The organism is Lachnospiraceae bacterium JLR.KK002, assembly GCA_036941025.1.
Classification (GTDB): domain Bacteria; phylum Bacillota; class Clostridia; order Lachnospirales; family Lachnospiraceae; genus Petralouisia.
The window spans coordinates 868,149-892,129 of sequence record JAYMNP010000001.1; the positions used below are offsets into that span (position 1 = coordinate 868,149).

General features: G+C 47.0%; 17 protein-coding genes. 16 read left to right on the forward strand and 1 reads right to left on the reverse strand.

Annotated elements, in window-relative coordinates; all coding sequences use genetic code 11:
- The first annotated feature begins 340 nt into the window (after nt 1-340).
- The 16 genes from argC (at nt 341) to holA (ending at nt 23,552) form a co-directional block, all read left to right on the forward strand.
- Complete coding sequence (argC, locus tag VSQ32_04145) at nt 341-1,408, forward strand: N-acetyl-gamma-glutamyl-phosphate reductase (protein ID MEH2942067.1); 1,068 nt, start codon at nt 341-343, stop codon at nt 1,406-1,408.
- A 12-nt stretch (nt 1,409-1,420) separates the two neighbouring features.
- The gene (locus VSQ32_04150) at nt 1,421-1,885 is read left to right on the forward strand and encodes a GNAT family N-acetyltransferase (protein MEH2942068.1); all 465 of its coding nucleotides are present in this window, start codon (nt 1,421-1,423) and stop codon (nt 1,883-1,885) included.
- Between the two features lie 50 nt (nt 1,886-1,935).
- Nucleotides 1,936-3,159, forward strand: a complete 1,224-nt coding sequence (gene argJ, locus VSQ32_04155; protein ID MEH2942069.1) for a bifunctional glutamate N-acetyltransferase/amino-acid acetyltransferase ArgJ — start codon at nt 1,936-1,938, stop codon at nt 3,157-3,159.
- A gap of 100 nt (nt 3,160-3,259) precedes the next feature.
- Nucleotides 3,260-3,997 (forward strand): hypothetical protein, encoded by a 738-nt coding sequence (locus VSQ32_04160; GenBank protein ID MEH2942070.1) that lies wholly within the window; start codon nt 3,260-3,262, stop codon nt 3,995-3,997.
- Between the two features lie 35 nt (nt 3,998-4,032).
- Entirely contained in the window at nt 4,033-4,935 is a 903-nt protein-coding gene (argB, locus tag VSQ32_04165) for an acetylglutamate kinase (GenBank protein MEH2942071.1), read from the forward strand.
- Between the two features lie 85 nt (nt 4,936-5,020).
- A complete protein-coding gene (locus tag VSQ32_04170) occupies nt 5,021-6,226 on the forward strand; it encodes an aspartate aminotransferase family protein (GenBank protein MEH2942072.1) in 1,206 nt (401 codons plus the stop codon).
- Nucleotides 6,227-6,384: 158 nt separating this feature from the next.
- Nucleotides 6,385-7,356: a hypothetical protein gene (locus VSQ32_04175; protein MEH2942073.1), complete on the forward strand. Its 972-nt coding sequence runs from the start codon at nt 6,385-6,387 to the stop codon at nt 7,354-7,356.
- 313 nt (nt 7,357-7,669) lie between these two features.
- The gene (locus VSQ32_04180) at nt 7,670-13,996 is read left to right on the forward strand and encodes an InlB B-repeat-containing protein (protein MEH2942074.1); all 6,327 of its coding nucleotides are present in this window, start codon (nt 7,670-7,672) and stop codon (nt 13,994-13,996) included.
- A gap of 176 nt (nt 13,997-14,172) precedes the next feature.
- On the forward strand, nt 14,173-15,549 hold the full coding sequence (locus VSQ32_04185; GenBank protein ID MEH2942075.1) for a hemerythrin domain-containing protein: 1,377 nt from the start codon (nt 14,173-14,175) through the stop codon (nt 15,547-15,549).
- A 118-nt stretch (nt 15,550-15,667) separates the two neighbouring features.
- Nucleotides 15,668-16,102, forward strand: coding sequence for a DMT family transporter (locus tag VSQ32_04190; GenBank protein MEH2942076.1), 435 nt, complete (start codon nt 15,668-15,670; stop codon nt 16,100-16,102).
- Nucleotides 16,103-16,277: 175 nt separating this feature from the next.
- Nucleotides 16,278-16,865 (forward strand): helix-hairpin-helix domain-containing protein, encoded by a 588-nt coding sequence (locus VSQ32_04195; GenBank protein ID MEH2942077.1) that lies wholly within the window; start codon nt 16,278-16,280, stop codon nt 16,863-16,865.
- Nucleotides 16,866-16,875: 10 nt separating this feature from the next.
- Entirely contained in the window at nt 16,876-17,565 is a 690-nt protein-coding gene (locus VSQ32_04200; GenBank protein MEH2942078.1) for a response regulator transcription factor, read from the forward strand.
- Between the two features lie 40 nt (nt 17,566-17,605).
- Complete coding sequence (locus VSQ32_04205) at nt 17,606-19,021, forward strand: HAMP domain-containing sensor histidine kinase (GenBank protein ID MEH2942079.1); 1,416 nt, start codon at nt 17,606-17,608, stop codon at nt 19,019-19,021.
- Nucleotides 19,022-19,030: 9 nt separating this feature from the next.
- Nucleotides 19,031-20,026, forward strand: coding sequence for a GerMN domain-containing protein (locus tag VSQ32_04210; protein MEH2942080.1), 996 nt, complete (start codon nt 19,031-19,033; stop codon nt 20,024-20,026).
- Nucleotides 20,019-22,508 (forward strand): DNA internalization-related competence protein ComEC/Rec2, encoded by a 2,490-nt coding sequence (locus tag VSQ32_04215; protein ID MEH2942081.1) that lies wholly within the window; start codon nt 20,019-20,021, stop codon nt 22,506-22,508. Before VSQ32_04210 ends, VSQ32_04215 begins: the two co-directional genes overlap by 8 nt.
- A 57-nt stretch (nt 22,509-22,565) precedes the next feature.
- Nucleotides 22,566-23,552, forward strand: a complete 987-nt coding sequence (gene holA / locus VSQ32_04220; GenBank protein MEH2942082.1) for a DNA polymerase III subunit delta — start codon at nt 22,566-22,568, stop codon at nt 23,550-23,552.
- A 132-nt stretch (nt 23,553-23,684) separates the two neighbouring features.
- Here holA and rpsT read toward each other — a convergent pair whose 3' ends face one another.
- Nucleotides 23,685-23,948, reverse strand: a complete 264-nt coding sequence (rpsT, locus tag VSQ32_04225; protein ID MEH2942083.1) for a 30S ribosomal protein S20 — start codon at nt 23,946-23,948, stop codon at nt 23,685-23,687.
- Nucleotides 23,949-23,981 lie beyond the last annotated feature (33 nt).

Here is a 23,981-nt window from a genome sequence, read left to right on the forward strand (position 1 = left end):
CCATTGTATAAAATTGCTTTCCCGGACATTATATACTAACAGGGACAAAATATCAAGTGAAAAAATATGCATTATTAAATTATAAAAATGCAATCATGTTTCAAAACCCGCCATATGGTTATTTTATAAAGAAAAGACAGTTACAATTCAAAAAAAGTATTGCATAAAATATAAAACAAATGTATAATTATGCAAAAATAAGAAAAAAAGGCTTTACGAATTCCAAAAGATATATTATTATGAAAACTGACATTTCCATTACAGGGGCGGAAGTTGGCGGCGAAAACAGACTTTCCGTCATAAAGAATACAAGTTTGCAGTGAAAGAGAGGAATAAATCAATGATAAAAGCAGGAATTATCGGAGCCACAGGATATGCCGGGGCCGAACTGGTGCGGCTTCTCCTTGGCCACAGAGAGGTGGAAATCAAATGGTACGGCTCCAGAAGCTACATAGATGAGAAATATGCCAGCGTATACGGAAATATGTTTCAGCTTGTGGAAGATACCTGTCTGGATGACAATATAGAGGCTCTGGCGAAACAGGTGGACGTGATTTTTACAGCTACTCCTCAGGGATTTCTGGCGGGAGTCCTGACAGAAGAAATCCTTGAGAACACAAAAGTGGTGGATTTAAGCGCAGATTACCGTCTGAAAGATGTGGCAGTCTACGAAGCCTGGTATAAAATACAGCATAAAAGCCCTCAGTTCCTTAAGGAAGCAGTGTACGGCCTGTGTGAAATCAACCGGGAGAAGGTAAAACAGGCAAGGCTGGTGGCCAATCCCGGCTGTTATACCACCTGCTCCATTCTGACCGCATGGCCGCTGGTAAAGGAAGGACTGATTGATCCGAACACCCTGATTGTGGACGCCAAATCGGGAACTTCCGGAGCCGGGCGCGGTGCGAAGCTGCCCAACCTGTTCTGTGAGGTAAATGAAAATATCAAAGCATACGGAGTGTCCACCCACCGCCATACGCCGGAGATTGAGGAGCAGCTTGGCTACGGAGCGGGAAGCCAGGTTACCATCAGTTTTACCCCCCATCTGGTGCCCATGAACCGGGGAATTCTGGCAACGGAATACGCTTCCCTGAAAAAAGTCAGACAGAAAGACGGAAAGTTGGCTTTGCCTGGATATGAACAGATAAAAGAAGTTTATGACAGATATTATAAGAATGAATATTTTGTCCGGGTGCTGGAACAGGGAATGTGTCCGGAAACCAAATGGGTGGAAGGAAGCAATTTTGTGGATGTTGGCTTTCAGATTGATGAGCGAACCGGAAGGATTGTTATGATGGGAGCCATCGACAATCTGGTGAAAGGCGCGGCGGGACAGGCTGTGCAGAATATGAATCTGATGTTTGGATTTCCGGAACAGCAGGGACTTGAACTGGTACCCATGTTCCCGTAAGGAAGATGCAGAATGGAAAGAAATAATCAGGAAATTATTATTCGGCCCATGACAGAAGAAGATTACCAAAAGGTATATAAATTATGGAAGACCATCCGGGGATTCGGAATCCGCAGCATGGATGATTCCGAAGAAGGGGTGACGCGGTTTATCCGCCGTAATCCTTCCACCAGTATGGTGGCGGAGACAGGGGGAGAAATTGTGGGAGCGATTCTCTGCGGCCACGACGGCAGGAGGGGATGCTTCTATCATGTATGCGTCCGGGAAGACTGCCGGAAGCAGGGCATTGGAACATCCATGGCGGTACAGGCCATGAAAGCATTGCAGGAAGAACAGATTAATAAGGTATGTCTGATTGCATTTAAGAAAAATGAAGTGGGAAATTCCTTCTGGAAACGTGTGGGCTGGACTTTCCGGGAGGATTTGAACTATTATGATTTTGTACTGAATGACGAAAATATTACCATATTTCAATAAGAATCCTGAACGGCAGCTTGCCGGAATATTCAGGGCAGGGAGGAAAAACTATGGAAATAATCACAGGCGGGGTAACCGCAGCAAAGGGATTTCAGGCGGCAGCCACAGCGGCCGGAATCAGGTATCAGGACAGAATGGATATGGCCATGATTGTCAGTGAAACCGACGCGGTGGCAGCGGGAACCTTTACCACAAATGTGGTGCAGGCGGCGCCGGTAAAATGGGACAGAAACGTTGTGGAAGAAGGCAGACCTGTGAGAGCGGTAGTAGTCAACGCGGGAATTGCCAATGCATGTACCGGGGTGGAAGGCATGGAATGCTGCCGGAAAACAGCAGAAGCCCTGGAACAGGCGTTGCAGATACCTTCCGGACAGGTGCTGGTAGCTTCCACCGGAGTGATTGGTATGCAGCTTCCCATGGATAAACTCTCAGCCGGAGTAAAAGCAATGACACCGGAACTGGAACATTCTCCGGAAAAGGGCCGTCAGGCGGCGTGTGCCATTATGACTACCGATACGAAATCAAAAGAAGCGGCGGTCACCTTCCAGGTGGAGGGGAAAACCGTAACCATAGGCGGCATGTGCAAAGGCTCCGGCATGATTCATCCCAATATGTGCACCATGCTGAGCTTTGTGACCACGGATTTGGCCATTTCAGGGGAACTGCTGCAGGAAGCCCTGAAAGAAGATGTGCAGGATACCTATAACATGGTTTCCGTGGACGGAGATACATCCACCAACGATACAGTGCTGCTCCTTGCCAACGGTATGGCAGGAAATCCTGAAATTACTGAAAAAGATGAAAATTACCGGAAATTTACCGAGGCGTTGCATTATGTCAATACCACCCTGGCTAAAAAAATGGCAGGGGACGGAGAGGGGGCAACCGCTCTGTTTGAAACCAGAGTCATCCATGCAGATACGAAGGAACATGCGAAGACCCTGGCAAAATCTGTGATCTGTTCTTCTCTGACCAAAGCAGCTATCTATGGCCATGACGCCAACTGGGGCAGAATCCTGTGCGCCCTGGGATACTCCGGGGTAAAATTTGATCCGGAAGCCATAGAACTGTTTTTTGAGAGCAAATCCGGCAGAATCCGGATTTACCAAAATGGCGTGGCGGCGGATTACAGTGAGGAAGAAGCTACAAAAATTCTGTCTGAGGAAGAAGTAACCGTTCTGGTTGATATGAAGATGGGAGAAGCAGAAGCCTGCGCCTGGGGCTGCGATCTGACTTACGATTATGTGAAAATCAATGCGGATTACCGCTCCTGACAGAAAATATGTGAAAATCAGTGCAGACTGCCGCTCCTGACAGAAAAATATGTGAAAACCAGTGCAGAGTATCATCCCCGGCAAGGAGAAAGGACGGAATATGAAAGTAATAAGAGGGATATTTCGTACACTGGCGGCGGCAGCAGGTATTCTGGTTATCTTTTTTGTTATACTGCCGCTGATTGAGACGGGATATCAGCAGTATTACGGTACGGACAGTATTTACCTGATTACCGGTACAGGGCTTCCCATCCTGTGGGCGCTGGTTCTGTTTGCAGCGCTTCTCTGGCTGTTCAGCCGGGATGGCCTGAAAGGTTATTTTGAGGATGACAGGGGCGATGGCCTGAAAGCCGGATTTACCGGGAAAAAGAAGTGGCTGGCAGGGATTCTGGCAGTTGTCCTTACCATAACAGGAATCATTGGGAGCATGTGCTGGTTTCAGCGTTTTACCCTGGAGGGAGTGGAATATCGCTGTTTCTTCTACAAGAAAGAATATGCCTGGCAGGATGTGGAAGGTCTGATATTGAAGGCAGATTTTCAGGGTAGTCTGATATTTGAATTTCATATGAAAAATGGCAGAAAATATTCTTTTAATGGTGGAATTTTATGGTGTGTGGAATATTTCAGCCATGGGTTTGAACAGAAATTTCCGGAAGATGTATACGATTACGCCCGCTGGCTGGGCCGGGAACTGGGCCGCCGGCATGTGCCTCTGGAGGCGAAAGAGGATTGGGGCAGTCTGATGGAGGAACTGGAGTATGATTCCTGGAAAAGCCTGGCAGAGGACGTCCGCAAGTGTTATGAGAAAGCAGCGGAACAGACGGGAACAGTCCGGTAATTTTTTTAGCATGAAAAGGAAAAGAGGAAAAGATTATGGAAGATAAAAATATGCAGGAAATCCTGCAGAAGGCAGAAGTATTGATTGAAGCTCTGCCATATATCCAGCGGTTTAACCGCAAAATTATTGTGGTAAAATATGGCGGCAGCGCCATGGTAGATGAGGAATTGAAAAAGAGCGTAATCCAGGATGTGACCTTATTGAAGCTGGTGGGATTTAAACCTATTATTGTCCATGGAGGCGGAAAGGAAATCAGCAAGTGGGTGGAAAAATCCGGTATGGAGCCGGAATTTGTAAACGGTCTGCGGAAAACCGATGCGGCCACTATGGAAATTGCGGAAATGGTGCTGGGAAAGGTCAATAAGTCACTGGTGCAGATGGTGCAGGAGCTGGGTGTCAACGCCATTGGCATCAGCGGTAAAGACGGCGGGCTTCTGAAGGTGGATAAAAAGTATTCCCAGGGGCAGGATATCGGCTTTGTGGGAGACGTGAAAGAGGTAAATCCCAAAGTACTGTTTGATTTGCTGGAAAAGGACTTCCTTCCCATTGTGTGCCCCATCGGCCTGGGAGATGCATTTGACACCTACAATATCAATGCGGACGACGCGGCCTGCGCTATTGCAAGAGCAGTAAATGCGGAAAAACTGGCATTTTTAACGGATATTGAAGGAGTATACAAAGACCCCGAAGACAAATCCACTCTGATTTCCGAACTGTCTGTTTCCGAGGCCCAGGAGCTGATTGGAGACGGGTATATTGGCGGAGGAATGCTGCCCAAGCTGAATAACTGTATTGACGCCATTGAAAACGGAGTGTCGAGAGTGCATATTCTGGACGGCCGGATTCCTCATTGCCTGCTGTTGGAAATTTTTACCAACCGGGGAATTGGAACAGCTATTCTGGGAGACAGTGAAGAACGGTTTTACAGTAAAAAGTAATTTATAAAACGTTGGTAATTGTACATGAAATTTTGATAACTGGCTTGTTTTGCAATTACCAGAGTATATGGAAAAGGAGAAAACAATGGAAGCAAATGCATGGATAGACCAGGCGGAGCATGCAATTTTACATACTTATAACCGCTATCAGATTATACTGGAACGGGGAGAAGGCGTTTACCTCTATGATACGGAAGGAAAAAAGTATCTGGATTTTGCGGCAGGAATTGCAGTGCAGGCCCTGGGATATGGGAACAAAGAGTACAATGACGCTCTGAAAATGCAGATTGACCGGCTGCTTCACACCTCAAATCTGTATTATAATCAGCCCACCATAGAAGCAGCAAAAAAACTCTGCGAGGTTTCCGGCATGGAGCGGGTATTTTTTACCAACAGCGGAACTGAGGCAATCGAAGGGGCCATTAAGGCGGCCAAAAAATATGCTTACGAAAAAGACGGGACTACGGACCATGAAATTATTGCCATGGAACATTCTTTTCACGGAAGAAGCCTTGGGGCATTGTCCGTAACGGGAAATGCCCATTACCGGGAACCTTTTGAACCGCTGCCCGGCATTGTAAAATTTGCGGAATATAATAATCTGGACAGCCTGGAAGCTCTTATCAGTGAGAAAACCTGCGCCATTATTATGGAAACAGTACAGGGAGAAGGCGGTATTTATCCTGCTGAGCAGGAGTTTCTGACGGGGGTTAAGCAGCTCTGTGAAATCCATGATATTCTGCTGATTCTGGATGAAATCCAGTGCGGTATGGGAAGAAGCGGCCAGATGTTTGCCTGGCAGACGTATGGCGTAAAGCCGGACATCATGACCTGCGCCAAGGCGCTGGGCTGCGGCGTTCCGGTGGGAGCCTTTCTGATGACAGAAAAAGTGGCCCGGTCTTCCCTGAAACCGGGAGACCATGGTACCACCTATGGGGGAAATCCCTTTGTGGGCGCGGCAGTCAGCAAGGTGCTGGATATTTTTAAAGAGCAGAATATTACCGGCCATGTGCAGGAGATTTCCGTCTATCTGGAAGAACAGCTGGAAGAACTGAAACAGGATTACGGATTTGTGAAGGCAAGGCGTGGCCTGGGCCTGATGCAGGGGCTGGAGTTAGGGCCGGAAGTGCCGGCAGGAGAAATCAGCAAAAAAGCTCTGGAGCAGGGTTTGATTCTGATTACCGCAGGAAATAATGTGCTGCGGTTTGTGCCGCCCCTTGTGATTGAAAAAGTGCATGTGGATGAGATGACAGAAATTCTGAGAAAAATCTTTGAGCCATACGGAAAGTAAAAGTGTGTCTGATGATGGAAACTCAGGTAAATGGAGAGAATAAAAATTGTATTTTGAACCCCGTGGGAGGCGTATGGCCTACCTATGGGGTTTTAAAGAAAATATGGGTAGTCTGCCAGAAAAGATTATGATAAAATATAAGCAGGAGGGGTGAGGTCATGAATATGGACACTACCATAGCGAAGAATATCCGTGTGTCTGATGAGAAAGCCGGTTATGATGCGGCCTGTAAGCGGCTGCTTTCGGAAAAAATTATTTTAGCATGGATTATGAAGAACTGCCTGGAAGAATATCGTGATTGTGATGTGAATGAGATTGCAGAGAAATATATTGAAGATACACCACAGGTAGGAGAAGTGGCAGTTGCCCCGGATGAATCCAATCATGTTTCTATGATACATGGAGCTGGAAATGAAGATACTTCTCTGACAGAAGGAACCGTTACCTATGATATCCGGTTTTTTGCAACAGCCCCTGTATCCGGGGAATTAATTCGTCTGATTATGAATCTTGAAGCGCAAAATGACTTCTATCCGGGGTATCCGCTGATAAAGAGGGGAGTCTATTATTGCAGCCGGATGGTTTCCGCGCAATACGGAACAGAATTTACAAATTCTCACTATGAGAATATCAAAAAGGTATACAGCATATGGATTTGCATGAATCCGCCCAAAAACCGAGAGAACAGTATTACCCGTTATTATATTGCGGAAGAGAACCTGGTGGGCAGCGTAAAGGAATGCAAAGCGGATTATGATTTGATGGCGGTTGTTATGATCTGCCTTGGGAAAGAGGAAGATTCAGGTACAGATTTATTAAAATTGTTGCATGTGCTTTTGTCCACAGAGACAGATTCAGAGGATAAGTGCCGGATATTGGAGAAAGATTTTCATATCAGAATGACTCAGACATTGGAAAGTGAGGTGTCGCTTATGTGCAATTTAAGTAAGGGAGTGGAGGAGAAAGGTATTGAAAAGGGAAGGCAGGAAGGAAGGCAGGAGGGAAGGCAGGAAGGAATAAAAGCGATGGTATCAGCATTAAAGGATTTACAAATTGCAGACAGTATAATTTTGAATAAAATCCAGGAAAAGTTTCATTTGCCAGAAGAAACAGCCAGAATGTATTTGTAAACATAACAGGCAGCGAATTTCCATGTTCTGCCTGAAATAATACTACGAGATGTTATGCATTCGGGTACGTTATGGACAAGAATAATATAAGTAAAACAGAAAGCCGGAAGCCTGAAACAGGTTTCCGGTTTTTTGAAGGAAAAGGATGCAGCAAAACAGCCAATAAAACAGAAATAATTCTCATAATATTGTGGAAATTTTCATTCCGGTTCGCTATAATTAAGTTAATATTTTTATCCAACGGTAAAATACGGAATCACTGTGCCCGCATCACAAGGGAATGTGATGTTTAAAACAAGGAGTGTGTTATGAAATGAAAACAGCCAAAGAGAATTTTTCGGAAAGATTATTATCTCAGAAAAGGCATCCCATCCTGCAGAAACTGCTGTCAGTTCTGCTCTGTGCCTGTCTGCTGCTGGCGTCTCTGCCCATGGAAGGGTATGGTTCCGAAGTGCAGGCGGAAGAACCTCAGAGGAAAATTCTGTCCTTTTCCGAATTGCCGGATGAAGTAAAATATCAGACCGTGGAACCGGGAACGCCCCTGGAGGATTTGAACCTGCCGAAGACCCTGGAAGCAGTGTGTGTTCCGGCGGGACAGGACAGCAACGTAAATCCGGAAACTCCGGTTCAGCCAGAGGAAAGTCCGGATGTGAAAGGGACAGATCCGGAAAGTGGAAGTCGGCCGGAAGAAACACTGGAAGTTCCGGAAGATATGGATGAGACAGTTCCTCCGGAAGAAATGCGAGATTCTTCTTCAGGCAATGAGAATAGTGAAGCAGAATTTCCGGCAGAAAATGAAGCTGAAGAACCGGAAACTCCGGCAGAAAACGGGCCGGAAGAACAGCCGGAATCTCCGGCTCCTGACACAGAGCCAGGTACAGGGGAAGTGCCGGAAGGGAATCCGGAGACAATACCGGAGACAGATATAGATTCAAACTCAAACTCAAATTCAGAAAAAACTGTTGTAATAGAACATGTTACCTGGACAGGAACCCCTGCGTATGACAGCGAAACGGAAGGGGTTTACGTGTTTGCGCCTGTATTGCCGGAAGGGTATGTGCTGGCGGAAGGCGTGGGGCTGCCGGAGGTTCAGGTGACGGTAAAATCCGGGGATAATTCAGAAGGGGATGGAGCAGGGCAGGAAACGTTTTCTGAAGGAAAGAAAGAGGAGTCCGGGACAGGGGAAGAACTGACGGAAGAATATGTGAGTGGAGCGGAAGAAAGAGAGTATGGGGCGCGGGCTGCTTCTGATACGATTGTGATTAGTGAGGATACGGAATGGGATGGCAAGGTTTTATCTGGTGAAAAACTGGTGATTGAGGATAATGTAACTTTAACATTTAAAAATAAGTTGATAATCAGGGGAACTGTTTATATTCAGGGTGGGGGAACAATTAAAAGAGGAAGCAATGCTGCAAAAATTGAAACATATAGATTTGCTACCCTGATACTGCAAAATATTAAGTTAGATGGTGGAGGAATACCTTCTGCTTACCCAATAATAGATGTTGAAATAGACAGTAAACTCACAATAGAAGATAATTGTGAAATTCAAAATTGCATACGTAATAGTTCAGCTGGCGATGGAGTGATTGTGCTAAGTGCAAATGTTACAGCAAATTTTAATGGATGTGTGATTAATGGGTGTTCAGTAAAAAATAATGGAGGTTTTCTTTATTTAGAAGGGGCAAGAGGAAATATAAAAGGAACAGTAGCAAATTTTGAAAACTGTATAATTGAAAACTGTTCCGCAGAACGTAGTGGAGGGGCATTTTGTTGTGGCAAGGACAGTATAGTGACATTAAATGAAAATTGCAGGATTAAAAATTGTTCGGCGAAGTATGATGGCGGAGGGGCTATTTATTCTGAGGATGCAGCGTTAAAACTTAATGGTTGTGTGATTGAGAAATGCTCTGCACGTATTGGAGGAGCAATTTACTATTCGGGAAGAAATACCGGCTCAGTTAATACTCTGATATTGGATAATGGTTGTAAAATCCAGGATTGTAAAGCAGATGAAGGTGGAGCAATTGATCTGAGTAATTATGGAGAAGCCGAATTTAATGACTGTATAATTGAGAAATGCTCTGCAGGTGAGGGAGGAGCAGTAAAATGTAATCTGGAGAGCATTCTGACAATAAATGGTGGAAGCTACAGTTATAATGAGGCTGTAGATTTAAATGAATTAAGAAAATATACTCATGGAGGAGGATTTCTTTATAATAGGGAGGCAACAGTGTATATTAAAGGGGGAGATTTCATTGGAAATACTACGTCTGGAAGAGGAGGGGCGATTTACCATAGTGGATATGCCTATGGTTCTCATCAAGGAGCAACAACGTGTCTGGATGGAGGAACTTTTCAGGGAAATTCAAGTAGTTGGGAGGAATATGCAGGAAGTGGTGCTATTTTTATTTCTTCCGAAAAAAGCCAATTACATGAAACTTATTTTAAAATATCTGATAATATAAAGTTTTCCGTGGATGAAACAAAATCTGGCGTGGATGGTATTTATCTGGATTCTCAGAATTCAGTGCCTCGGAAAGTATTGGTTAATGGTACTTTGAATTATCCAGTGACCGTTTATCTGGAGGCAGAGAAGGGTTATGTGATCGCAGAGGGTACAGATGATTATCATTTGACGGAGGAAGAACGAGATAAAATATCTGTTGTTGATGTTAATGGTAAAGAATGGTATAAGAAATTGGATGAAGAAAGAAATCTGATTTACCTGATGAGAGATGATACGGAAGAAAAATTTATGATTTTTTATCATGACGTGGACGGAAAAGTCACAGATAATACGAAGTACAGTTCCGGAACTTCTGCCACCATACAGTCTGTGGATGGCCTGGCAGACCCCATTCCGAATCAGGAAAAGTTCCTTGGCTGGTGTGAAAACGAGGATGGGACAGGCAAAATCTACGAGGGCGGTGAAACGGTGATGATGACGAAAGACCTCCATCTGTACCCGGTGTACAAGAAGAAAACCCTCTCCGCCGACTTCTATTCCGGAGGCCCCGGCCCTTCCGAACCCCGTCACGAGAAACAGGAAGTGGAAGAAGATGTGGAGAGCGTAACCATTACCGCCCCGGCCCTGCAGGATTTTCCCGACTGGACGCCCCTGGGCTGGAATGAAAATGCCGAAGCATATGAAAGCACGGATACCATTGCAGTGGGCGGGGAATGTACCCTGACGGAGGATGGGAAAAAGTATTACGGAGTCTATCAGAAGGAAGTGACTCTCACCTATGATTCCGCAGATGATATAGTTACAGCAGAGGTAATCATGCCGGGGGCAGAGAAAGCCCTTCGCTATGCCAACGTTCATGAGGCCATTACATATCAGGACGCAGTTTTTCCCCTCCCATCCGGGCCGGAGGTTCCCGGTTATACCTTCAAAGGCTGGAGTGAACAGGGAGACGGAAGCGGGGAGTTGCATGAGGCGGGAACGAAATACTCCATACAGGAGGATGATACCCTGTACGCGGTCTATGAGGAAAAAGCAAAGAAAACCTTCACCGCAGACTTCTATTCCGGCAGCCTGCGCCAGTTGGAGACTGTCTCAAAAACAGAAGAAGAACCTACCGCCAGCACGGATATTACCGCCCCATCCCTTCAGGCCATGGAAGGCTGGGAAGCGGTGGGCTGGGAGAGGGAAAGTCCTTCTTTATACAACGGGGATGTGAAACCGAATACCACCGTTACACTGGAGCAGGAGAAAACAGATTTCTACGGAATCTATCAGAAGGAAGTTACCCTCACCTATGATTCCGCAGACAAAGCAGTTACAGCAGACGTTACCATGCCGGGAGAAGGAAAAGAAACCTGCTACGCCAACGTCCATAAAGATGAGATTACATATAAAGAAGCAGACTTTATTCTGGCAGAAGGGCCGGAAGTTTCCGGTTACATCTTTCAGGGCTGGAGTGAACAGGAATCCGGAGGGGGAACACTGCATGAAACAGGCAGTTCATTTTCCATACAGGAAGATACCACCCTGTACGCGGTCTACAAGGAAAAAGGGAAGAGAACCTTTATCGCTGATTTCTATTCCGGGAATCCTCTCCGGATAAAATCAGAGAGCGACATAAGGGATGAAGACGCAACAGAAGGAACCGTTACAGTTCCGTCCCCGGAAAACATAACGGACTGGACATTCCTGGGCTGGGAGGAGGAAGACCCTTCCGGCTATGAAGGAGCGGTAAAACCGAAGGAGACCGTTACGCTGGAAAAGGATAAAACCAGTTACTACGGAATCTATGAAACGGACGTTACCCTCACCTACAACGCGAACGGAGGGGACAGCACGCCTCCGGAAGATACACAGAAGCGGTATGCCAATGTCCATGAAACCATCGGGTATCAGGACCCGGACTTTACCATAGCCCCGGCCATCCACCGGGAAGGCCATACTTTTGTGGAATGGAACACGAAGGCGGACGGAAGCGGGAACCGTTACACAGCGGGAAGCCGGGAATCTTTTACCAAAGACACCACCCTGTATGCCGTTTTCCTTCCAAAGGGCCAGAAGCAGTTCAATGCCGACTTCTATTCCGGGGGCCCGAACCAGAAGGAAACCATAGTGAATACCGTGGAAGATACCGTGTCCGGAGCTGACATTACAGTTCCGAAAATTAAGGAAATGGCAGGCTGGACAGCCCTGGGCTGGAATAAAAGCAAAGGGGCGTATACAGCTGACCCTGATATACAGCCGGGACGGACGGTTACTCTGACAGAGCCCCTGACGGAATACTATGGAATCTACGAAAAAGACATTACCCTGTCCTATGATTCCAACGGGGGAGGGGAGGCGCCGGCTCCGGAGAAAAAGGCCTGTTATGCCAGTGTCCATCAGGAAATCACACAGAAGTATCCGGACTTCACCATAGCCGGAACCATCCACCGGGAAGGCCATACCTTTGTGGGATGGAACACAGAGGCGGACGGAACCGGAACTTCATACGAACCGGGAAGCACCCGGAAGCTGGAAGAGGATACCCTGCTCTACGCAGTATGGCGGAATTCCGCAGCCCCGGAACCATCTGAGCCATCTGGCCCCTCTGAGCCGGAACCCTCCGGGCCTGACGCCCCTGCCCCGGAGACAGCCCCTTACCGGGTGGAATACTACTGCCAGAACCTGACCGGTGAAGAATACACCAGGATGGACAGTGACACAGAGCTCCTGACCGGGACTGTGGGAACGGAAGCGGAAGCGTCCCGGAAAACCTATACCGGATTTACCCTGAACCTGTCCCATCCTTCCGGAAAGCCAAAGGGAACCGTGGAAAGAGACGGAAGCCTGGTGTTAAAGCTGTACTATGACAGGCTCATCTATGAAGTGGACTTCAGCCTGAACGGAGGCTACGGGAAAGCACCGGACACACAGCATATCCGTTACGGAGGCCTGCTGGGGCAGGTGAGCGACCCGCTGCGGAGAGGCTATAATTTCAAAGGCTGGTACATGGACGATAAGGGACTGGACGGAGGAATCTGGGACTTTGGAAGCCCTGTGGAACAAAATACGGGAACATTGAAAACCACCCTGTATGCAAAATGGGCGGATGAGCTGGCTCCTGCGATGGGGAAGGCCTCCTTCAGTAAAGGGAGCCGGGACTTCCTGGACTGGCTTATTCAGAAGGAAAGCATGGTGGTTACCGTGCCGGTGACAGAGGAGGGGAGCGGCCTTGCCAGGGCGGAATACCTGCTGGTGGCGGAAGACGGAACTGAGCAGGACGGGCAGGCAGCCTTCACAGAACTCCACACCATGACCGATACCATGGCAGCATACGGAAGCTCCGCCGCGGTTCTCCGGAGTATCCGTGGAGAGGCGGAAAGCGGGAGCTATGAGGCCCGGATAGCCATTGAGGAAGAATTCAAAGGGAAGGTATACCTGACCTGTACCGATTATGCAGGCAACGTGTCAGCACAGAAGACATTAACGGCAGAAGGGGGAGGGGTGATTGTGGAGGACAATGCCCCGGAAATCCGCTTTGACGGGACGAAAGAGACTGCGGGAGGGAAGCCCCTGGAAGTGAAGGTGGAAGTCAGGGACAGTGAAGAAGACCGTGTGACTTCAGGGATTTTCGGCGTCCGGTACCAGGTGGATAAAAAGAAGAGCGTCAGCCTTCCGGAAGAAGACTTTACCGGGGATTTTGCGGAAGTCTGTGAGTTCACGGTAAAGATAAAGGGAGAAGGGAAGCACATCCTCCGTGTGGAAGCGGAAGACCATGCGGGGAATGAAAGCGCGGCGGAAGTCACCCTGAACATCAGCGGAAGCCGGGAGGTGCCGAAGGAAGTACCGGCAGACCAAAATCCGGGGAATCCCGGAGGGCATGGAAAGACCGGAAAGCCCCTGGGAGGGGAACCGCAGACAGGGGACAGCACCCATGTGCAGATCTGCGCCACTCTGGCCATGATCGCAGGTTTTGGCTACCTGCTGCTGTACTTTGAAGGGGAGAACGGAATCACAGAGCAGGAGAAAGAGGAGATGATCCACCGAATCGTAACCTGGGCGAAACAGGGAGGAAGTATCCGTAAGCTCCTTGGCCTGGCGGGAATCTTCCTGTTCCTTGCATACTACCACAGCATTGGAAAGAGTGTGGATATGGAGTGGAAGGAAGTGTACGGGAAAATCTGACAGGACAATGAACAGACGAAACAAACCCTGCTGAAACGGAACTTATATGTGAAAAAAGGTAGGAAAATTGTTCCAAAAAGGTAGTGACAGAGGAACAAACATTTTGTATAATATAAATGTATGGTTTCCATTGAGAATAAGACCATAAGATATTGTTGTACAAAAGGAGGACATTTATGGGGAATCAATTAGTATGGCAGGATCGATTTAATATAGGAGTAGAAGTAATTGACAGGGAACACCGGAAACTGTTCAGTATTTTGAGTAAACTCCTCACTGACAAAAAGAACGATGAGAAAAGTAAGTGGGTCTGCCAGGAGGGAATCAAGTACTTTAAGGAACATGCCAGGAAGCATTTTGCTGAAGAAGAAGTTTATATGGCTTCCATCAGTTATGCGGGATTTGACACACACAGACGGGTGCATGACAATTTTCGGAAAAAGACCCTTCCGGCTCTGGAGAAAGAACTGAATCAGTCAGATTATTCTCCGGAGGCTATAAATCATTTTCTCGGCGTCTGCGCCGGCTGGCTTATCGGACATACTCTGACAGAGGACCGGGCCATTACAGGAAAAGTTGTGAGCAGATGGGGAGATCTGTTGCCGGAAGAAAAACAGGCAGTCATGGGGCAGATGATTCTTCAGCTTCTGGAAGATATGTTCCAGTTGAAGACACGGGTGGTCAGCGAGTGTTACGGCGGAGAGAAATTTGGAAAAGGAATTTATTACCGTATAGTTTACGGGGCCAGTCAGCAGGAAGAATGGGAAATCATTCTGGTATTTGAGGAAAAACTTCTCGTGAATACCATCGGGCGTATGCTTGGTGATCAGTCCGAGGAACTGAATGTTATGATGGTGAATGCTGCCAGATATACGGCTCAGCAATTTGCGGGACGCATCGGAGAACAGTTTATATCTGCCGATGATTATGAAGTAAAAGAGGAAAATCTCCTGAGTTTTGAGCAGTTCCAGAAAAGATTTGAGGGCCGGAAACCTCAGTTTAGTCTGCTGTTTGACACAGGGGAAGGATATTTTGCCTTTTGTGCCATTGCGCCTCATCTGATTACGGAGCAGAATAAAGTATCCGGGAAAAATGAAACTGCCCTCAAAGCAGAAAATGCAATGACGGAAGTGAAAAAATACCTGGATAAAAATCATGAGAATCAGAATCAGGTGAGCAAAAAGAAAAAAATACTGGTGGTGGATGATTCGGATTTTATGCGCAAGACATTGCAGGAACTTCTGGGGAAAGATTATGAGATTACGGAGAGTAATTCCGGACTGGGAGCAATCAGAGGTATTACATTATGCAGGCCGGATCTGGTTATTCTGGATTATGAAATGCCGGTCTGTGACGGCAGCCAGGTTCTGGAAATGATTCGTTCCGAGGAAGAATTTGCAGATATACCGGTTATGTTTTTAACAGGCAAAGTGGACAAAGAAAGCGTTCATAAAGTAATCCCTCTGAAGCCGGCAGGCTATCTGCTGAAAACCCTGCCGCCTGAGAAGATAAAGAAAGAAATTGATGATTATTTCAGAAAGAAAAACAGGTAATACAGGGTCAGGGCTCTGAACGACAGAGACAGGTCGGAACCTTTTCCCTGTAATCCGGTATAAAAATTCCAGTTATGGTATATCCTACATAGAAACAGTGGATTCAGGAGGAAAAACCATGATTGGAATTTTTATTGCCCTGTTGTCAGGAGCATTGATGAGCGTTCAGGGAGTATTCAATACAGGAGTGACGAAAAGTACCAGCATGTGGGTGAGCAATAGCTGGGTGCAGTTTTCAGCACTGATTATCTGCCTGGTGGGCTGGTTTTTTACAGACAGGACAAGTTTTGCGGGGATATTGCAGATACAGCCTAAATATATGCTTCTGGGCGGCGTTATCGGAGCATTTATCACATATACGGTAATAAAAAGCATGGATACGCTGGGCCCGGCCCAGGCGGTTATGCTGATTGTGGTGGCCCAGTTAGCCGTAGCATATCTGATCGAACTGTTCGGACTGTTCGGCGTGGATAAACAGCCCTTTTCCTGGCGCAGAGTGATTGGAATGGCTGTCTGTATCGGAGGAATCATTCTGTTTAAATGGGAATCCTGAACTGTAACAAAAAATTTCAATATTTTTGAAATACTCTTGTAATAATTCCTGATTTTCGTTACAATATAAAGGATTCGTGAATAAGACTTTTCTCTGCGTATATCTGACAGCGGCAGACTGTCCGCTGCAGGTAAAACATCTGTAACCATGATAAACAGAGAGAACGGAGAAAAGTATGAAACAGAAAATAATTTATATTATAATTCTGCTGATTCTGACAGTCAGTTTCGGCGGCTGCCAGAGCGGGCAGGAAAATGAACTTCTTCTGACCGGGCAGGAGGAAGAACGGAAGGAGGATACTTTCGAAGAAGAAGTGTCCGGGGCAGATTCACAGGAAAATCCGGTGATTTATGTGCAGGTAAGCGGTGCGGTGGCAAAGCCCGGCGTCTATGAACTGGAAGCGGGCAGCCGTATCTTTCAGGCCCTGGAGCTGGCAGGAGGAGCCACAGAAGAAGCGGATACGAGAAGCCTGAATCAGGCGGAAATTCTGGAAGACGGCCAGATGGTTTATATACTCGATGCTGAGGAGGCGGCAGCTCAGGAACTGCTTCCGAAGCAGGAGGACGATGGCAGGATTAATCTGAATACTGCTACGGAAACAGAGCTGATGACGTTGCCTGGAATTGGCGCGGCAAAGGCCAGGAGTATTCTTAGCTGGCGGGAAGCCAACGGCAGTTTTCAGTGTACGGAAGATTTGATGAAAATAGAAGGAATCAAAGATGGTGTATTTTCTAAAATAAAGGACAGCATCAAAGTTGATTGAGGTGGAAAATATGGCAAAGAAAGTTCTTGTAGTGGATGATGAAAAATTAATCGTAAAAGGAATCCGTTTCAGCCTGGAGCAGGATGGCATGGAAGTGGACTGTGCCTATGACGGTGAAGATGCATTGAAGCTGGCTACGGAGAATACTTATGATATGATTTTACTGGATCTCATGCTGCCGAAAATGGACGGATTCGAGGTATGCCAGCACATACGGGAATTTTCTTCTGTGCCCATTGTGATGCTTACGGCCAAAGGGGACGATATGGATAAGATTCTGGGCTTGGAATACGGGGCGGATGACTACATAACAAAGCCCTTTAATATCCTGGAGGTAAAAGCCAGGATTAAGGCCATTATGAGACGGACTTCCCCAAATCAGGCGGGGAAAGAAGATTCCAGGCTGGTAGAGCATGGAGACCTGAAGCTGGACGGCGAGAGCAGGCGGTTGTTTATCCTGGGAAAAGAAATCAACGTAACAGCCAGAGAATTTGATCTGCTGGAACTTCTGGTGCTGAATCCAAACAAAGTTTACAGCCGGGAAAAGCTGCTGAATCTGGTATGGGGCAGCGATTATCCCGGAGACGTGCGTACCGTGGATGTACATGTGCGGCGGCTGCGGGAGAAAATAGAGAGTAATCCCAGTGAACCGAAGTATGTGCACACAAAATGGGGCGTGGGATATTATTATCAGGGTTAGCGCAGTAAAATTTTTGCTGTATAAATCATAAGGAACAGAGATGAAAAAACTGAAATTTTTGCACAGCCTGAAATTCCGGCTGTTTTTACTTATGGCATTGATGGGTATCATCCCGAATGTGGTATTGCGGGCAGGAATCCTTGCCAGCTATGAAAACCGGGCCGTGTCCAACCGCAGCATTGACGTGCTGGGCCAGGCCAAAATGCTGAGTAATCAGGTGATTACATACGATTACATCAAAGACACTTCTGTGGAAATCATCAATGCGCAGCTTGAAATGCTGTCCAATATCTATGACGGGAGAGTTCTGATTATCAACAGCGGTTTTCAGATTGTAAAAGATACCTATGGGCTGGACACAGGGAAAACCATTATTTCCGAGGAAGTGGTAAAGAGTTTCCAGGGAGAGGAAATCACCAAATATGATTCTAAAAACCGGTATATAGAACTGGCAATTCCCCTGAAAAAGGCCGATTCTCAAAAAAGTCAGGGCGTCATGCTGGTGAGCGTGTCCACAGACAGTATTATGCTTAACTTTGATTACCTGAAAGACAATGCCATGATTATAGAACTGGCGAATCTGGTGGTGATTCTGGGACTTGCTCTGTTCTGGTCCGCACGTCTGGTGCGTCCTTTTGGAAAACTGACCAAATATCTGGAAGAAGTACAGACAGAGGATGAGGAAAATCTGATGATTTCCGATTACACGGAAACAGAGGCTATTTCCAATGCCTTTAACGAGATGTGGGGCAGAATGCGGGTAATTGACGATTCCAGACAGGAGTTTGTGTCAAATGTGTCCCATGAGCTGAAAACACCCCTTACCTCCATGAAGGTGCTGGCGGATTCCCTGCTGGCCCAGGGGGATGCTCCGGTGGAACTGTACAAAGAATTTATGGGGGATATTGCAGAGGAGATTGAACGGGAGAATAAGATTATCAATGATCTGCTGTCTCTGGTGAAAATGGATAAGGCAGCGGGAACTCTGAATGTTTCTGCGGTCAATATCAATGATTTGCTGGAAATGATTATGAAACGCCTGCGGCCCATTGCGGAGAAACAGAATATTGAACTGGTCCTGGAAAGTTTCCGTCCCGTGAGCGCGGAGGTGGATGAGGTGAAATTGTCCCTGGCCCTCAGCAATCTGGTGGAAAACGCCATTAAATACAATAAACCGGAAGGGTGGGTGCATGTATCCTTAAATGCAGACCACAAATATTTCTTTGTTCGGGTGGAGGATTCCGGAATCGGTATTCCGGAAGAAGCGCTGGAACATATTTATGAACGGTTTTTCCGGGCGGACAAATCCCACTCCAGAGAAATCGGCGGAACGGGTCTGGGACTTGCCATTACAAGAAATGCGGTTCTCATGCACCGCGGCGCCATCAAAGCCCACAGCAAAGAGGGGGAGGGCACAATCTTTACCGTCCGTATCCCGTTGATGTATATCGTGTAGGAGTCTGGAATGAGAAAAATGAAGGAAGGTCTTTGCCTGCTGTTTCTTTTCTTCTTCCTCGCAGGTCTTGCAGGCTGTGAAGGAGGAGGGGAAGACGCATCAGAATATAAGATTTATTATGTCAACAAAGATAATACCAAAACCGTTGCAGTGGGATATGAACCGGAGGCAGAGGAGGATAAAGAACTGATACGGGAGCTGCTGCGGAAGCTGGTACAGGATAAAAAACGTTCAGATTATCACAGAGCCCTTCCGGAACAGGTGAAACTGGAATCCTGGAAGCTGGATAACTCCCAGTTGTATCTGTACTTTAACAGCGCTTATATGGAGATGGACAATGTCAGGGAAGTGCTGTGCAGGGCTGCTATTGTGAGAACGCTGATTCAGGTGGAAGGCGTGGACTGTATATCCTTTTATGTGATGGATTCGCCTTTGACGGATGCAGGCGGGAATCTGATTGGCCTGATGACGGCAGAGAGTTTTATAGAGAATCCGGGAGAACAGATTAATACCATTCAGACTGCCAGTATCACCCTGTATTTTTCCAATCCCAAAGGAACGGCGCTGATTCCGGAAGTGCAGGAAGTCCATTACAGCAGCAATATTTCCCTGGAAAAACTGGTGATTGAGCAGTTGTTAAAAGGGCCCAAGGGAAACGGAAAGCGCTCTGCCATTCCGGAAGGAACCAAACTGGTAAATGTATCTGTGCTGGACGGCGTGGGATTTGTGAACCTGAATGAGGGATTTCTCAGTCAGAATTATGAGATTGCAGAACCGGTGGTAATCTATTCCATTGTCAATTCTCTGGCAGAACTGGCAAATATCAATAAAGTGCAGATTTCCGTGAATGGAGACAGCCAGGGAGTATACCGGGAAAAAATGGAACTGAGCACCGTGTATGAGAGGAATCTGGATTATCTGGACGAGAGTGTTCGCTCTCAGGAGACAAAACAGGAAGACGGTGTGGAAAATGTGGTAATTGAAGAGGGGGAATCCGGTGACTAATCGTGTAGTCTGCTGCCTGTCCTTTTCATTTCTTATGGGAATTCTTTTTGAAAAATATGGAAGCCTGTGGCCGGCAGGCGGATTGCTGGCCCTTCTTCTGTATACCGGACAGGCAATCATCCGCTGTCAGGAGAAGCCCTGGCGGGTGATACTGATTCGGAGCGCGGCCTGTATGCTGGCATTTTCCTGCGGGATGTGTCATTTACGGACAGAGCAGAGCCGGCGGGACAGGCTGGAAGCAGCGGCGGAAGAAAGCGGCGCCCTTACCGTACAGGGAGAAGTTCTCAGAAAAGAAGAAAAACAGGAGCAGTGTCTTTATGTTCTGACCGATACCAGAATACTGGCGGACGGCAGAGTTTATCCCGGCAACGGGATTCTTGTATACAGTTCTGAACATCATATGCAGCGGGGAGATATTGTGAAGGTAACCGGAGCGTATGATGCATTTCAAACAGCCCGCAATGAGGGGAATTTCAACGAAAAACAATATTATCAGAGCAGAAAAACGGAATTTCGCCTGTATGCAGAACAGGAAACGGTGATATTGCGAAAAGGCGGAACCTTTGTCCGGATACTGGAAAAAATACGCCGAAGGCTCAGAAATACATATCAGCAGTGCATGTCTGAAAAAAATGCCGGACTGATGGCCGACATGACGCTGGGAGATAAATCCCTGCTGGAACAGGAGAGCAAAGATTTGTATCAGGCAGCAGGTATTGGGCATATTCTGGCCATTTCCGGCCTGCATGTGTCGCTGTTCGGTATGGGTCTGTACCGGCTGCTGCAGAAATGTTCCTGTCCCTTTTTCCTGCGGATTCTGCTGTCGGCAGGCCTGGTATGCAGTTTTGGCCTGCTGTCCGGTATGGAGATTTCCACCTTTCGGGCAGTCTGCATGTTCTGTCTGTCTCTGTCTGCACGGTTTCTGGGCTGCAGTTACGATTCCCTGACATCCCTTGGAGTCGCCGGTGCCCTTCAGCTCTGGGAAAATCCGTTTCTTCCGGATAATGCAGGATTTCTCTTTTCTTACGGAGCAGTTCTGGGAGTGACGGTGGTTGCCGGGATTCTGAGAAAGGACAGAGGAGAGGAATATACGGAAGAAAAGTCAGAGAAAAGCGGCGGCGGTTTTTTTAGAAAAACGGGAAAGCTGCTGATACAGCATTGGAAAGATACCATATGCATGAGTTTTTGTATCCAGCTTGCTACCCTGCCTCTGTCCCTGTACTTTTATTATGAAATTTCCTGTTACAGCATTCTGGTGAACGGATGCGTACTGCCTTTTCTTGGTATTCTGCTGGGACTGGGACTTTTGGGAGCCGTAACAGGAAGCCTGTTTCCCATGGCGGGGAAAGTGATTCTGCGTCCTGCAGGATGGCTCCTTGCCGGAAATGAGAAAATCTGCCGCAGTGCTTTAAAACTGCCGGGAGCGGTATTTCTGGCAGGAAAGCCGGAACTCATACTGGTGTTTGTCTATTATGGGGTTCTGGCAGTGATACTGTACCTGTACCGTTTCAGCAATTACCAGTCCGGATGTCATTCGGAACATACAGATAATTTCGTTTCCGGGCCTGTACAGTCTCCGGGGCACAGAACAGGAAAAACGGCTGCGGCAGCAGGAATTGCAGCGGCCCTTGGAATGATACTGTTTTTGCGGAAAGGGCCCCGGTTTGAGATTGACGTGCTGGACGTGGGACAGGGAGACGGGATTTTGATTCAGACAGAAGAAGGAGAACATTTTTTTCTGGACGGAGGCAGCAGCGATGTGAAGCAGGTGGGAACCTGCCGGATTCTTCCCTTTTTGAAATCCAGAGGAATCGGCTCCATACGGGGATGGATTGTATCCCATGCAGATAATGACCATATCAGCGGTCTGAAAGAACTGCTGGAAGAAGGATACGGAATAGAATATCTGGTGCTTGCACAGGGCATGGTGCGGGACGAAGCCTCAAAAGAATTGCTGGAACTGGCAGAGGGAGCGGGATGCCAGGTGATTTGGGTGGCTCCCGGTATGAAGTTCGGCACAGAACATGCGGAATTTACAGTCTTTCACCCGGAAGCAGACGGATATAAAACAGGAAAGGAGGAGCGAAACGACAGTTCCCTTGTGGTTTCTCTGGAATATCGGGGCTTTGCCGGGCTGTTTACCGGAGATATCAGCGCAGAACAGGAACAGCAGTTACTGCAGCGACAGGAATTAAACATGTGGATGGGAAAAACGAAGGGAAAACATCCGGACTTTTATAAAGCAGCACATCATGGCTCCAATGGATCCAACAGTCTGGAGTTTCTGGAGACAATTTCTCCGACCGTAACTGTTATTTCCTGCGGAACAGGGAATTCCTACGGACATCCGGGGCAGGAGGCGCTGGAGCGGATAAAAAGCGTCGGAAGTCAGGTGATGTGCACCATGGACAGGGGGCAGATTACCATTTGTCCGAAAGAGCGAGGGATTCAGGTGAAATCTTTTCTGAATTTGAAAGAATAAAAATAGTATGGTAAGATAGACGGGAAGAAGATTGATGTGGAAAAGGAGCGGGCGCTTATGAAGAATATAGACGAAGATATTAAAAAGGGAAGTTTTCGGCCGGTGTATTTGCTGTATGGGGAGGAGGACTATCTGAAAAAGCAGTACGGAAAGAAATTAAAGCAGGCCTTATCTTCTGAGGGAGATACTATGAATACTGGTATTTTTGAAGGAAAACAAATCAATCCTGAAGAATTGATTGATTTGGCGGAAACACTTCCGTTTTTCGCGGAACACAGGCTGATTCTGGTGGAGAACAGCGGTTTTTTCAAATCCTCCTGTGATAAACTGGCAGATTATATGAAACAGATTGCACCGGCTGCCTGCTTTGTATTTGTGGAAGATGAGGTAGATAAGCGCAGTAAGATGTACAAGGCTGTGAAAGGCGCCGGGCGCGCGGTGGAATTTCCAAGACAGAAGGAAGATTTGCTGACTCGGTGGATTCTCACCCGTCTGAAGCGGGAAAATAAGAAAATTACACAGCCGGTGATGCAGCTTTTTCTGGAAACTGCCGGAACCGATATGGAGAATATTGACAAAGAACTGGAAAAGCTGTTCTGTTATACCCTGGGGCGGGATGTCATTACAGAAGAAGATGTGAAAGCAGTCTGTGTGGGACAGACTGACGGCCGGATTTTTGATATGGTGAACCACATTGCAGAGCAAAGGCAGAAACAGGCCCTGGAGCTGTATTACGACCTGCTTGCGCTGAAGGAGCCTCCCATGCGTATTCTGTTTCTGGTGGCCAGACAATTTCAGAATCTGCTCCTTGCGAAAGAACTCCGGTCGCAGGGGTATGATTCCAGGGCAATTTCTGCCAGACTGGGAATTCCTGAATTTGCAGCACGGAAACATCTTGCCCAGTCAGGGCATTTTACGCCAAAACAGCTGAAAAAGGCTGTTTCAGACTGTGTGCAGGCGGAAGAGGATGTGAAAACCGGGAATATGAATGACCGGATGGCAGTGGAAGTGCTGATTGTGAGGCTGAGTGCCGGTGAACCGTGAAGTTAAGCGGAAGTTTTACGAGATGTTCTTTTCTGTATTTTTCAGCAATCTTAACAACGAAGAATAAAATAATAAAAAGAAGCCGACTGACGGTATCGGCTTCTTCATTATGCGCACTTTGTTCTTTCAAACTTAAGCAATTTTATTTACAGCTTTGGTAAGCTGAGAAACTTTTCTGGCTGCATTGTTCTTATGATATACACCTTTGGAAGCAGCTCTGCTAATCTGAGAAATAGCAGCGTTTAATGCTGTCTGTGCAGCCTCCTTATCATTTGCTGCAATGGCAGCTTCTACCTTTTTAATAGAAGTTTTAACAGCAGATCTGATAGATTTGTTGCGGGCTGTTCTGGTTGCAGTTACTAAAATTCTCTTTTTTGCTGATTTGATGTTAGCCAATCCGTACACCTCCAATTTTATAAAAGTATGACA